This window comes from Gardnerella sp. DNF01189 (genome assembly GCF_049244195.1).
In the GTDB taxonomy this organism is placed as follows: domain Bacteria; phylum Actinomycetota; class Actinomycetes; order Actinomycetales; family Bifidobacteriaceae; genus Bifidobacterium; species Bifidobacterium swidsinskii.
Genome location: NZ_CP058385.1, coordinates 441,489 through 455,732 on the forward strand (window position 1 = coordinate 441,489; position 14,244 = coordinate 455,732).

11 protein-coding genes and 1 riboswitch are annotated in these 14,244 nt (G+C 42.2%); of the genes, 4 read left to right on the top strand and 7 right to left on the bottom strand.

From position 1 onward, the window contains the following. Positions 1-68: 68 nt before the first annotated feature. Positions 69-842 (bottom strand): polyphosphate--glucose phosphotransferase, encoded by a 774-nt coding sequence (gene ppgK / locus HXT41_RS01820; protein ID WP_004108876.1) that lies wholly within the window; start codon positions 840-842, stop codon positions 69-71. A gap of 93 nt (positions 843-935) precedes the next feature. Continuing rightward, entirely contained in the window at positions 936-1,970 is a 1,035-nt protein-coding gene (locus HXT41_RS01825) for a glycosyltransferase family 2 protein (protein WP_421788776.1), read from the bottom strand. Positions 1,971-2,042: 72 nt separating this feature from the next. Further along, a riboswitch (FMN riboswitch) is annotated at positions 2,043-2,189 on the top strand. 6 nt (positions 2,190-2,195) lie between these two features. Between HXT41_RS01825 and HXT41_RS01830 the strand changes: the two genes are divergently transcribed. The 3 genes from HXT41_RS01830 to HXT41_RS01840 all read left to right on the top strand — a co-directional run bounded on the left by HXT41_RS01830 (position 2,196) and on the right by HXT41_RS01840 (position 5,633). After that, positions 2,196-2,765, top strand: a complete 570-nt coding sequence (locus HXT41_RS01830) for an ECF transporter S component (protein ID WP_004108872.1) — start codon at positions 2,196-2,198, stop codon at positions 2,763-2,765. A gap of 47 nt (positions 2,766-2,812) precedes the next feature. Beyond that, entirely contained in the window at positions 2,813-5,137 is a 2,325-nt protein-coding gene (locus HXT41_RS01835) for an energy-coupling factor transporter ATPase (protein WP_416091195.1), read from the top strand. Positions 5,138-5,327: 190 nt separating this feature from the next. Further along, positions 5,328-5,633: a YhbY family RNA-binding protein gene (locus HXT41_RS01840; RefSeq protein WP_004108863.1), complete on the top strand. Its 306-nt coding sequence runs from the start codon at positions 5,328-5,330 to the stop codon at positions 5,631-5,633. A 13-nt stretch (positions 5,634-5,646) separates the two neighbouring features. On the opposite strand, the gene HXT41_RS01845 is transcribed toward HXT41_RS01840, so the two are convergent. The 4 genes from HXT41_RS01845 to HXT41_RS01860 form a co-directional block, all read right to left on the bottom strand. Continuing rightward, positions 5,647-7,035 carry a replication-associated recombination protein A gene (locus HXT41_RS01845; RefSeq protein ID WP_102703135.1) on the bottom strand — a complete coding sequence of 463 codons (1,389 nt, stop codon included), beginning with the start codon at positions 7,033-7,035 and terminating at the stop codon, positions 5,647-5,649. Between the two features lie 87 nt (positions 7,036-7,122). Beyond that, positions 7,123-9,651, bottom strand: a complete 2,529-nt coding sequence (locus HXT41_RS01850; RefSeq protein ID WP_103013862.1) for a DEAD/DEAH box helicase — start codon at positions 9,649-9,651, stop codon at positions 7,123-7,125. Between the two features lie 50 nt (positions 9,652-9,701). Then, a complete protein-coding gene (gene der / locus HXT41_RS01855) occupies positions 9,702-11,906 on the bottom strand; it encodes a bifunctional cytidylate kinase/GTPase Der (protein ID WP_102155121.1) in 2,205 nt (734 codons plus the stop codon). Next, complete coding sequence (locus tag HXT41_RS01860) at positions 11,903-12,676, bottom strand: pseudouridine synthase (RefSeq protein WP_041160499.1); 774 nt, start codon at positions 12,674-12,676, stop codon at positions 11,903-11,905. The genes der and HXT41_RS01860 overlap by 4 nt, the downstream gene beginning before the upstream one ends. A gap of 246 nt (positions 12,677-12,922) precedes the next feature. On the opposite strand from HXT41_RS01860, the gene HXT41_RS01865 reads away from it, so the two are divergent. Beyond that, positions 12,923-13,894, top strand: coding sequence for an MIP/aquaporin family protein (locus tag HXT41_RS01865; RefSeq protein WP_004108851.1), 972 nt, complete (start codon positions 12,923-12,925; stop codon positions 13,892-13,894). 8 nt (positions 13,895-13,902) lie between these two features. Here HXT41_RS01865 and HXT41_RS01870 read toward each other — a convergent pair whose 3' ends face one another. Continuing rightward, entirely contained in the window at positions 13,903-14,220 is a 318-nt protein-coding gene (locus HXT41_RS01870; RefSeq protein WP_012914210.1) for a hypothetical protein, read from the bottom strand. Between the last annotated feature and the right edge of the window lie 24 nt (positions 14,221-14,244).

Here is a 14,244-nt window from a genome sequence, read left to right on the forward strand (position 1 = left end):
CAAAAGCTGGGCTGCAGCATAAACTGCTCACCCAGCTCAATAGATAATAAATAATATTTAGTTATTTTTTAGTTTTGCTGCATTTTTTGCATTGCATAGTAAGCTGCACCAATAATTCCAGCCTCATTATGCAATGTTGCAACAACAATAGGAGTTTTAATATCGATATGCGGCAAGAACTTTTCGCTTACGCGGCTAACGCCACCACCGACAACAAACAAATCCGGGTTGAAATACTTTTCCATCAAGCCATAGTACTTAGTCAAACGCTTAGCCCACTTCTTATAGCCCATATCCAACTTTTCACGAACAGAAGAAGCAGCGTACTTTTCAGCATCGCCTTTACCTTTTTCAAGCTGAATATGACCAAGCTCAGTGTTTGGAATAAGCACACCGTTGTAAATCAAAGCCGTGCCAATACCAGTGCCAAGAGTAGTAGCAATAACCAAGCCATCCTTGTCTTTTGCTGCACCAAAACGCTGCTCAGCTAAACCAGCAGCATCGGCATCGTTAACTACTGTTACAGGACGACCACAAGCCTCGCTAAAGACTTCAGTAACATCAACACCAATCCAAGACTGGTCAAGATTTGCCATAAAATCGAGCTTCTTACCAGGCTTAATTGGAGCAGGGAACGCAATTCCAACAGGCACATCTGCAGGTACTTCAAAATGTTCAAGCTGCTGACGAACAATATCTGCAACTGCTTGAGGCGTAGAAACCGCAGGAGTGAGAATTTTGTATCGAGGTTCTGCAAACTCTCCCTTTTCCAAATTTACTGGAGCAGCCTTAATACCAGAGCCACCAATATCGACGCCAAATGCTTGTGCAGTGTCAATCATTTCACTAACACTCCCCTCTGAATGTGTGCTGTATGGACAATTACCAGTATTCTATCGTATATCTGATACGACACGCTTACTATTTACTAACTTCTACTTCAACGAAGGCATAGGTTTCCAGTCTTGATCGTGCAAAATTTTTCGAGAATCAATCCAACCGGTAAACAATTTACCAATACCCGAAATAATATGCTCACGATCGACAGCAATCAAACGAATAATCTCTTTAGCAGCTGTTAAAGCAGTTCCAAGCGCAAACATAAACGGACGAAAATCGCCATGAACCATAAAGTAGCGAGCCATAAAGCCTCTATTTCGCATAATATGATAACGATTCATGTCCGATGTTGAATTTAGCTGACGCACTCCTGCAATATCCCAATTAGGAATATCACGAGTGCGACGAAGAATAATATCCGGAACAACAATAGGGTTCGTAACCTTACTCGCAAGATACCCGTAAGTAGTATCATCCCAGTAAATAAAGTAGCGCGAATCCGGGAAGCCGATTTTTTCAACTATATCTCGACGAATCAAGCCGCCCTCAAAACACATCGTATTCATAACTTTGTATCCAGCTCTGCCGAAAGCAGCAGAAGCAATAGGATTTGGAATACCAAGCGGAACCAAAAAATCATACTGCCAGTAGAAATTACCGCCGTCGTAATCTAAACGACTTCCTTGAACAACAGCGTGACGCTTAGTCCAAGGAGCAAGACGCTCAATAGATTCAGGCACTGTTTCAACATCGTCATCCATAACCCAGAACCACTTAGCTCCAAGTTCATAAGCTTTTTTAACACCAGCACTAAAACCGCCAGCACCACCAAGATTTTCATCTTGCGGAGCATACACAACATGAAGTTCATTGCCTTCACAATCTTTTTGAGCTTTACCCCAACGATTAGTTAAAGAAGCTTCAAGACGAGCAACCATTTCGCCGGTTGTGTCACTGCACTCATTGTCAACAACGACAATACGCCAAGGGCATTCTTTTAAACATTCAAACGAATGAAATAAATTCTCCAAAAGCTCTTGACGCTTATAAGTGACAACAACAATAGCTAATTTATCAATGCTAGTTGCGTTATTAGTACTAATTTTTTTTGATGCACTCGTATTGCTCATACTTGTATTCTCGCACCTACCCTCGCCACACAATTATCACAACAATGTTCTTAGCATGAGATACAAAAGAATAGTTAGTTTCAGGGAAGGTGAAAATCCTTACTGGCGGTAACAAAATACGTGTTTCATGCGTTTTTGAAGCCCGCGAGCAGCTTACAAGCTGCTGATTCGGTTAAATTCCGAAGCCAACGGTTACAGTCCGGATGAAAGAAACGGAGACCCATCATGGGCATTTCTAATACAAATAATCACCAAACTTATGCAAAGAACTCTAACTGGTCTAGCGAAAAAATAGCAAAATACGCTCTATTCGTGGCACTTTCAATGGCTGTAAGTTTCATAGAATTTCCACTTATTCCAGACCTCAGCTATCTTAAATACGATCCTTCTGGAATCGTGTGTCTCGTAGCAGGATTCGCGTATGGTCCTGCAGCTGCAGCAATCGTAAGCATACTCGGCTTTGCACCACACTTATTTACCAATCCACTCGGCACAGTTATGGCAGTGCTAGTATCTTTAGGAGCTAGCGTTACAGCAGCAATCGTATACAAAAAAATGCATACCAAAAAAGGCGCAATCATTGCACTTTTGGCAGGCTCGATTGTTGCTATTGCTCTTGCAATAGGTGGAAATCTTGTTATTACTCCTCTTTACGCTCACATAACTGTTTCGCAGGTTGCGGCTCTTATTCTTCCAGCATTACTGCCATTTAATATTATTAAACTTGCTTTGCACGTAGTAGTAACTATGCTTATTTACAAACCAATTTCTAACCTGCTACACGAAAATAAATAATTATCCCAAACGGAATAGTTATGCATAATATCAACACAAGTAATAGCATGAACGAAGCTAAGAAGCACATGATTGAAAACAATTCGCAAGTAGTGTTGCGAAATATTTGCTTTAGCTACGATGATGGAAAAACTTGGACGCTTAATAATTTAAGTCTTACAATTAATCCTGGCGAACGCGTGGCAATTGTGGGATTAAACGGTTCTGGTAAATCAACCTTAGCAAAAATTATTGCAGGTTTAACAGCTCCAGATAGCGGTTATGTTACATTGTGCGACGAAAAAGTTTTTGAAAATACTACTGCTTGTGCTGAATCATATAAAAATGCACGAAAATATATTGGTGCACTTTTCCAAAGTCCTGAAGACCAGATTATTACCACAATTACTGAAGAAGATGTTGCTTTTGGACTAGAAAATTTGCAATTCCCTCAAAAAGCAATGTATAAGCGTATCAGTGAAGCTTTAAAAACTGTTCATATGGAAGATAAACGTTACGCTGACCCTAGCACTATGAGCGGCGGACAGCAGCAACGAGTAGCTTTAGCAAGTGCTATTGCTATGAATTCTAAACTGCTTGTTCTTGACGAACCTACTTCTATGCTCGACTCGTTCGCACGTAAAGACGTTGATGCTTTATTTGATAATTTGCACAAAAATGGCACTACTATCGTTCAAATTACACATAATTTTGAGGAATGCAAACGCGCAAATCGCATACTTTTACTAGAAAATGGTAACCTGAAAGAAATAAGCTTTAATGGTTTAAAAACTTACTTTTCTAATATTGAATTAGCAAATAATCATGTAACTAAAATTAGCGAGAACAAGAACTTAACAGATAGCAGATTCAAAGAAAATAAGTCAGATATCGCTGTAGAAATTTCCGGACTAACTGTTCAATATGATAAAACTTCTCCAGCTGTTATTGACGATTATTCACTAACTGTTAAAAGCGGCGAAACAGTTGCAATAATGGGCGAAAACGGCTGCGGTAAATCAACTCTTGCTAAAACAATGTGTGGATTGTTAAAAGCCAATTCAGGAAATATAACAGTACATGGCATATCTGTTAAAGGTAAAACATCTAGAATAATACGACAAAAACTACATCAAACAATTGGCTACGTTATGCAACTGCCAGAACAACAGCTTTTTGCTGATACAGTACGGAACGATGTCGCTTATGGGCCAAAAAATTTTGGGCTAAAAGACAGTGCTCTTAAAGAACGTGTGGATGAAACACTACGCTTACTGAACCTTGAGAATTTGGCTGAAAAATCACCTTTTGCGCTTTCTGGAGGTCAGCAGCGTCTTGTTGCAATAGCTGGCGTTTTAGCTTGCAAGCCACGCGTACTCGTACTGGATGAGCCAACAGCTGGATTAGATTTTGAAGCTGCGTTACGTATCCGAAAAATTCTTGGAATGCTACATAATCAAGGCGTAACCATAATACTTATTACGCATAATCTTCAAGAAGCAGAAAATTTAGGCGCAAGACTAGTAACATTAAAAACAAGGAATAAAGCAAGCAATAAAGAATGCAGCACAGCAAAAAATATTGAAAATACCAAAAACAAAGAAAGTTCCACAAAAGCAAAAACAACTTCGTTACTTCAATCTTTTGACCCACGCGCAACGCTTCTATCATGCTTTATTCTTATGCTAAGTGCTTTTAGTATTACTAACTACATACAGTTAGCTATTCTTGCTTTTGTAACATTTACTCTAACTGTTGCTGCAAAAATACCATTCGTTAAACTTATTGCTTCGCTGCACATGATTATTGCAATATTTGTTTTCTCCGGACTACTTAATATTCTCGCAGTGCGAACCGGCACAGTGCTAGCAAATATTGCAACTATTCCTATTACAACCGATGGAATTAACTATGCAATACTTTTTGCAACACGATTCTCGCTTGTTATTATCATTGGAGCAGTTCTAGTACTAACAATGAGCCAAACAACGCTTAACGAATCTTGCACACGATTACTATCACCACTTCGACATATTGGAATACCAACGCAAGAAATAGCACTTATTATGAGCCTAGCGCTACGATTCTTACCAACGCTTAGCGCAGAAGCGCACTCTGTGGCACTAGCGCAAATCGCTCGCGGAAGTAGCATTCGCGATGGTTCTTTTAAACAACGAGTACACGCTATAACAGCTTTAATTGTGCCAGGTTTTGCAGGAGTAATTCGCCATGCTGACATTCTTGCGCTCGCATTAGATGCACGCTGTTACACGCCTGGAGCTGAAAGAACTCACTTGCACTCATGGAAAATGCGTATAAAAGATGTACTGCTATTAGTAGTTACTCTTTGTGTTGTAAGCGCGATTATTGTGTGCAAAATGCTACCTTTGTAATAAAAAATTTTGAAAATATTTCACCTTTTGCAGCAAGCGCAATAAATACGGAATAACTACGGAATAAATGCGCAATAAATAAATTTGTATTATCACATGCAACAATGCGCAATATACTGTATAATCCGTTAAGCACTATGTAATTTATGTAATATTTGCGTTATAAAACTTGCATTTGAAAGGACTCCTTATGGCATTGACAAAGAAGCAGATTAAGCAACTTCGCGCGCTCGCTAATACGCTTAGCCCACTTTTATACGTTGGCAAGAACGATATTACTGATGCAGCTGTGAAGCAAGCAGACGAAACCATGCAGTACCACGAGCTCATGAAGTGTGCTGTGCAAGATGGTTCCGGATTAAGCGCCAAAGAAGCTGCTGATGCACTTGCTCAAAAGCTCGGTGCCGAAGTCGTGCAAGTAATCGGCAATCGTTTTGTTTTGTTCCGCGTATCCCCATTAGACAGCGTTGAACACATTATGCTTGTGCGTGAATAAATAAATAAAACATTTACGAATTAGTTTTATTATTTTTATTTTCAGAATTGTGAAGAATGGCACGGATTTGAGATAAGCGTTGAGTAAGCTCATGCTCGTAGCCACGATTCGACGGCTGATAGTATTCGCGACCAACTAGCTCATCTGGCATATACTGTTGCGATGCCACAGCACCCGGATAATCGTGAGCATACTTGTACCCATCATGGTTTCCCCAACTTTTCATCAAAGCAGTCGGGGCGTTTCGCAAATGAAGAGGCACTTGACCAATATTTCCAGCATCAACATCTTGCAAAGCCTGATTAATAGCATTATAGCTTGCGTTTGATTTAGGAGCGGTTGCTACAGCAATTACAGCTTCCGAAAGAATAATGCGTGCTTCCGGCATTCCTATTAAAGCAACAGCTTGAGCTGCAGCAACAGTTACTTGCAAAATTTGCGGAGCTGCCATGCCAACTTCTTCTGCAGCAGCAATCATAATTCGTCTGGCAATAAAACGCGGGTCTTCCCCAGCTCTAAGCATTCGCGCTAAGTAATGCAAGGACGCGTCAACATCACTTCCGCGCATCGACTTAATAAAAGCAGAAATCACATCGTAATGATCGTCGCCGTCTTTGTCATAGCGAACTGTGGTAGTGTCCATTACGTTAGAAACAACATCGGCAGTAATAACAGGTTTCTTTTTGCCATGCTGTAACGCAACATCTCCTGTTACTGCCCCTGCAGCCGCCTCTAAAATAGTGAGAGTTTTGCGAGTATCTCCCCCACTTAAGCGAATAATAGAATCAATAGCGTCATCGTCGATTTTAAGCTGATTATTAAGACCATTTTCGCTAGTTAGTGCACGTTCTATAAGAGTGTGTAAATCTTCAACGCTAAGTGACTCAAGTTTAACAACTATTGATCTGCTAAGTAGCGGCTTAATGATTGAAAAGCTCGGGTTTTCAGTAGTAGCACCAATAAAAGTTACGTCGCGATTTTCAACGCTTGGAAGCAAAGCATCTTGTTGAGATTTAGAAAAACGGTGAACTTCGTCAATAAATAAAACTGTTTCTTGACCATTACTAACTAAACGCTCATGCGCGCGATCAAGTACCGCTCGAACGTCTTTAACTCCAGAAGTTACAGCAGAAAGCTCTTCAAACACGCGACCAGACTGACGAGCAACAATATAAGCGAGCGTAGTTTTGCCAACTCCCGGAGGACCAAACAACACAACAGAACTTGGAGCAGTAAGAGAACCTTTAGATTGCGGATTTGCAAGCCTGCGCAAAGGAGAACCTTCTTTTAGAGCATGCGACTGCCCTAGCACGTCTTCAATACTGCTCGGGCGCATACGCACTGCCAACGGACGAGTTACATCACTCGGCGCGCTACTTGCTGCAAATAAATCCTGCTCCATAAATACCAGCTTACACTACATATAGAACAAACGTTCGATTGCATTTTGCGTCTTGCATTTCGTATTCTGTTAACACATTTTTAAAAATCACACGTGCGAAACTTGGTAATCAAAGAACACAACTTCACCTTCGTCTTGAGTTGTATCTAAATCGACAACGCCAGTAATAGCCCAATTATGATCCCCATCTGAATCGTCAATAATCTGCCGAACTTTCCACGAATGTTCACTTTTCTCAAGCGAATCATCCAAAATAAACAAGTCGCCACTTCGAGCCTTAGCATCTATTCCAACATACTCGTGCTCATCGTAATAGTCGTCAAGCACATCATTCCACTCGTGAACGCCATAACCCCAAGCTTTGTCAAGCTCTCCTAAAGTATCCGCATCTTCCAAATCCATAAGTTGCACACGTCGGAACATTGCATTCCTAATCAACACAATAAGTCCACGACGATCCTCAACCACAGACTCAGAAGTTCCAGGCGCAGCCGTAGTTACAGCATTAGCTTCAGCGTCCGAACCTCCTGCACTCTCCCACTCGTCAACAAGACTAGAATCAATAGAGCGCACAACAAGACGAAGCCACGAAATAATATCACGCAATTCTTCGTTAAGCATGTCTTCTGGCACAGTGCGAGCGAGCGAACGGTAAGCGTCCGAAAGGTAGCGAAGAAGCGTTCCCTCACTTCTAGCAATGCCATAACGAGAAATGTATCCAGTAAAATCAGAGACGGTTTCAACCATGTCTCGAAGCACAGATTTAGGCTTTAGCCAGTAGTCGTTTGCCCACGGCACGTCCTTGCGGTATTGCGCAAAAGCAGGAGCTAGCAAATCCTCAAGAGGCTTAGGATAGCTAACTTCAGCTAAGCGTTCCATGCGCTCCTCGTAATCAATGCCATCATCCTTCATACCAGCCATTGCAGCATCGCGAGCCTTACGCTCCTGCGCGCGAAGAACAGGCTTAGGGTCATCTAAAGTTGCTTCAACCATAGAAATTACGTCAAGCGCATAGCTTTGAGATTCTGGGTCAAGAAGTTCCAAAGCTGCGAGCAAGAACGGAGAAAGCGGCTGATCCAGCGCAAAGCCTTCAGGCATTGCAACATCAAGCTCATAATCGCAAGAACCGTTCGCGCGCTTTTTAGATTCAATAACTTGAGTATCGAGCAGAGTTTGGAAAATATCGTTGCAACGCTCAAGCAATTTCTCTTTATCTTGCGGCTTTTGCGCACTATCTTCAATAAGTTTTTCAACGCGTGCTCTAGCGTCTCCGCCTTGCGTAACTTCGTTCAAAATCATTGAATGCGTTACAACCATATGAGGATTCAAAGTTTCTGGAGCACTTTCAATAAGCTTAGTAAACGTTGGTTCGCCCCAAACAACAAAGCCCTCTGGAGCCTTCTTACGCTTAACTTTTTTAAGCTTCTTAGGGTCATTGCCAGCTTTTGCAACAGCGCGCGCGTTTTCAATCTCGAACTCTGGAGCCTCTGCAACTACTAAGCCCTCTGTATCAAACCCCATTCTGCCTGCACGACCTGCAATTTGATGAAACTCGCGAGCGCGAAGCTTGCGACTACGATTCCCATCAAACTTTGTTAGCGCTGTAAGCACAACAGAGTGAATTGGCACGTTAATACCAACGCCAAGAGTGTCTGTGCCGCAAATAACGGGCAACAATCCTTGCTGAGCTAGCTGTTCAACAAGCCTGCGGTAGCGCGGAAGCATGCCAGCGTGATGTACGCCAACGCCTGTGCGCAGTAGCCTTTGCAAAATTTTGCCGAAGCCTGTAGTAAATTTAGTGCCTTTAATCGCTTGAGCAATTTTGTCTCGCTGCTCTTTGCTAGAAACTCCCGTACTAGCTAGCGCTTGAGCTGTTTCTAGAGCTGCGTCTTGCGAAAAATGAACTACGTAGATTGGCGTTAAACCCTTGTTAAATAAGAGTTCTACAGTTGTGGCAAGTGGCTTATCTGTGTACTCATATTCGAGTGGGATTGGTCTTGGAGCGTCTGCAATAATATCGACGTTTCTTTTTGTTGATTTTTCTAAGCGTTCCGCAATATCCGTTACGTCTCCAAGAGTTGCACTCATAAGTAAGAATTGCGTATTTGGAAGTGTAAGCAGCGGAACTTGCCAAGCCCATCCACGCTCTGGATCACCATAGTAGTGGAATTCGTCCATTGCAACGCAATCAACTTCAGCATTTACACCTTCACGTAAAGCTTGATTTGCTAAGATTTCCGCCGTGCAGCAGATTATTGGAGCATCCGCATTAATATGCGAGTCGCCTGTAATCATACCAACGTTGTCACGCCCAAAAATAGCTACTAAATCGAAGAATTTTTCGGATACGAGAGCTTTAATTGGCGCAGTATAGTAGGAGCGTCTGCCGGTGGCGAGTGCTGTGAAATGCATGCCGAGTGCTACTAGAGATTTTCCAGAACCTGTTGGAGTGTTTAAAATAACGTGGTCTCCTGCAAGCAAATCCATGATGGATTCTTCTTGATGCGGCCACAAATCTACATGTTTGTTATCTTTAACCCAATCAACAAATGCTTGAAAAATCTCATCTTCGCTAGCATGATGCAAATCGAAAGCTAACTCGCTCAAACCAGCCATATACGCTCCTACTTTACTTAACACCAACCTACTTGTGACTTAATCGCGCTTTATTTGCGCTTCTTCTTATCTCGTACTTTTACGGAGATTTGAATAGGAGTTCCCTCGAATCCAAATTCTTCTCGAAGTGATCGCTCAATAAAGCGACGGTATCCGTGCTCTAAGAAGCCAGTTGTAAATATTACAAAACGCGGTGGGCGCGTAGAAGCTTGCGTGGCAAACAAGATTCTCGCTTGCTTTCCGCCTCGCAAAGGATGCGGATGAGCAGACTGAATACGCCCTAAGAAAGCGTTGAGCTTGCCTGTAGGAATGCGCTTATCCCAGCTGTCTAAAGCTGTTCGCATAGCGCGCGCAAGACGATTCGTATGCCATCCTGTTTTTGCAGAAAGATTTACGCGCTCAGCCCAAGTTACGCGCTCAAACTCAGTTTTCCATAAGCGTTCCATGCGCTGTCTGGAAAATTCGTCCATCAAATCCCACTTGTTAAACACAAGTACGATTGCGCGACCTGCATCCACAGCCTGGCTCATAACTTTCAAATCCTGCTCTGCAATAGGCTGGGAAGAATCGAAAAGAATCAAAGCAAGTTCCGAGCGTTCAATCGCAGCTTGCGTACGAAGTGAAGAATAGTATTCAGCACCCGTAAGCTTGTGCTGCCTGCGCTTAATACCAGCAGTGTCAATAAACAGCCAATCCTCGCCGTCAACTCGCACAACCTCATCAACAGGGTCACGAGTAGTTCCAGCCAAATCGTTTACAACAGATCGCTCTTCATGAGCTAAATGATTCAAAAGCGAAGACTTACCAACGTTTGGACGACCTACTAAAGCAACTCTGCGAAGTCCTTCTGGAGTTAAGAATCCTGAAGTTTTATTCGCTTTCTTCAAAGAATTGAGAGCTGCATCAAGCAAATCTCCAACGCCTCTGCCGTGCATTGCAGAAATTCCGTAAGGCTCACCCATTCCGAGCTTCCAAAACTCTGCAGTCAAATACTCGCTTCTAGCATCGTCAACCTTGTTAACTGCCAGAGTAATAGGCTTACCTGCAGCACGAAGCATTGAAACAATACGCTCGTCTGTAGCTGTTAAACCAACTTGACCATCTACTAGGAAAATCACAGCGTCGCTTAAACGCACTGCTATTTGCGCTTGTTGAGCAATAGAAGAATCAATGCCTTCAACATCTGCTTCCCAGCCGCCAGTGTCAACCAGCTTAAAGTTAGTTCCAGCCCACTCAGCGTCGTAGCTTACGCGATCTCTCGTAACACCTGGAGTATCTTCTACAACAGCTACACGATGGCCCAAAATACGATTGACAAGCGTTGATTTTCCAACGTTTGGTCGACCTATAATGGCGATTACTCCAACAGCTTTAGAGTCTTTTGCATCGTCTTGACTTACTTCGTCGCCTCGAAGAAGCGCACGGTCTTCATCGTCAAGATCGTAGCCTTCAAGATTAGCAGCATAGCGGTCGTACTCATCTTGCTCGATAGCAGCGTCAACCATTTCAACAAGAGCATCGAGAGTCTGCTCAAAAGTCAAATCAGAATTATCTAGCGTTGTAACACCGTCTGCTGCTTGAAGAAAATGCGTAACTTTAGCATCTTTAGCGTCACGAGCGTGAATATCGTCTTCTTCAGATTCATTATTTTTAGATTCATTATTTTGCAAATTTTCTTGCGCAATATTCTGCTTGTTTCTGCGAGCTTGACGCACTTCTTCGCGTGCAGTAAGAAGCACTCGAACTTGAGCATTAGGAGCAACAACAGTAGTAATATCGCGTCCTTCTGCAACTATTCCCTCTCCGCCTGAGAAAGAATCTTCATCTGACTCTGAAGCAATATACGCTCGCTGAGCAGCAATAAGCATACGGCGAACTGCAGGAATCGAAGATACAGTAGACACATGCGAAGAAACTTCGCTGGAACGCAATTCTTCGCTAATATCCTCACCTTCGACAGTCACTACAGGATTCTTAGGATCAACACTAAAGTCAGCGTCACTTTCAGTAAATAAGGCTCCAACAGCTTCAATAATTTGATTAAAACGTTCAGTATCCGCTGGATTTACAGGATTTCCTTCTTCATCCAATTCAAGCTTCGTGCTTAAATCAATACCTTGTTTCAAGCACCACCAAGCAGCAGCTCTATACATTGCACCCGTATCTAAATACGCAAAACCGTAGTATTGTGCTAAAGCACGAGAAGTAGAAGACTTACCTACTCCTGCTGGTCCATCAATTGCTACACAAATCACAGGCCAACCTCCTTAGAAAGCGAACGCACTTCTGTTTGAGAAAGCACGCGATACGATCCAGCTTTTAAGTCGCCCAATTTAATAGGGCCAATTTGCGTACGAACAAGACGCTTTACAGGGAAACCAACGGCTCCAAAAATCCTGCGAACAATACGATTTTTGCCAGAATGCAACACAATTTTTACCATGGTTGTGTCGTGATTCTGGTCGATTATTGCGCAACGGTCGAGCTTAATCCAACCATCTTCAAGATTCACGCCTTGCGAAACCAAGCGGCGGCAAACCATACCGTTGATTTTGCCTTCAACAGTTGCAATATAAGTTTTCTCAACCTCATACTTTGGGTGCATTACGTGCTGGCTTAGCTCGCCATCGTTGGTCATTAAAATAAGACCTTCAGAATCGTAATCCAAGCGTCCCATGTGGAAAATTCGCTCGTACTTGTCTCCAACAATATCTCTTAAAGTAAAGCGACCTTTTGGATCGTCCATTGCGCTAAGAACTCGCTTAGGCTTATGCAATGCGAGCGTTACTAGCTTTGTGTTGAACTTTACGCGAGATCCATCAACGCGCACTTTTTGACGTTTTGGATCTACTCGAGTACCAAGTGTTGTAACCAATTCGTCGTCTACTTCAACACGCCCGTCAAGAATAATCTCTTCACACTTGCGTCTTGAACCAAATCCCGCTTCAGCAAGCAGCTTTTGCAGTCGAATGGCGTTGTTGTCATCTGAATGCGCCTGATTGGCGCGGGAATATGCGTTTGGCATCGTTCTCCCAACGTGACCTAAAGAATTACATACATACTTGCGCCAGAATTTACTTAAGAATACGCAGTATAAGCAATTCATTACTCATTAACTTACTAATTTATGTGGCAATTTATTAAATTTGCAATAAATCAAAAAACACCACGTCTTCCTATGTTACCGTATGGCATAGCCGTGATAGTATAGCCTAGGTTTCATTGTGTTGCAATCATTAACAAAGCGGCACAACTAAAATTAAGGAAAGTTATGATTAAAACTACAGATACACCGTGCAGCACAACTAAAACTGCTGCGCCACTTATTGTTCGTATTGGTACTGAATTTATTGCTACAGCTTTAGCGATGTTCGTTGTTTACACTTTTTATTCTCTTACTACTGTAATGTACGGAATCAATGTTTTAATGATTGCCGCCGGCACTGGTATCGCTTATGCTGCAGCGACATATATTGCATCTAAAGTTTCTGGAGGCCACCTTAACCCTGCAGTAACAGTTGCTTCGATGCTTACTGGACGCACTTCATACACTGCAGGATTATGCTACATTGTTGCCCAAGTTCTTGGTGCTATTGCAGCTGCAGGATTGTTTATTCTTATTATTCCTCAGCAGAATTCAAGCATTAATCCATCACAAGTTGGCCAAGGCTCAGGTTTTGACAAAAAGTATTGGTTTGTTTCAATAGTAAACGGATTCGAAAAGGCATCTCTTTCTGCACGTCAACTAAAAGAAATAAACTTGTCTTTCGGAATAGTATCTGCGTTATTAGTTGAAGTTATTGCTGTTATTTTGATTGTTGCCACTGCATTGCGCAGCACAGACCATGAAGGTAATACTAAATGCGGTTATGCAACACACATCGGTATTGCATACGCAGCTGGTGCTTTCATTACATATCAAATTACAGGAGCTGGTTTGAATCCTGCTCGTTCTACCGGCATTGCATTATTCGCAAACTCTCATGATTTGGAAGTTAAACCACTAAGTCAATTGTGGGTATTCTGGATTGCTCCAATTTTTGCTGCAGCGCTTGTTAGCCTAGTTTTGCTATTAACAAAGCTTCTTTCAAACTCAGCACAAAAACCTGCTGTATCAAATGAAACAAATCCTGCACCAATACAAAACTTTGCAGACACAAAAGCAGATGCTCCTGTAGCACCAGATATGAGCTATGAATACGTTCAAAACGTATCTGACAATAACGTTGCGAACAATCTTTAAGAATAAAATTATAGCAAAAATATAATTGAAGCGTATGTTATAAGCAAACCTATGCCGAGCGTAATACTGATGAAAGAATCAAAGCCAACTGAGCGAACTTTCCAAGGGCTACGCTGACGCATAATTAAGCGCATAACTCCTAGAAGTACAGCCGTCACAGAAATAACAACTGTGGCGGCTTTTACATATCCTATAAATGCCAATAATGCGCAAAGTCCAATAATAATTGCTACAATCCATTCAGCATAAGGTTTACCCTCACGTTTTTCCGACACGTACGGATGTTCCGTTTTAGTGCTTCTAGTCTGATGCTCACTATCTGTCATACTTGTATCATACCTGCTCCGCGA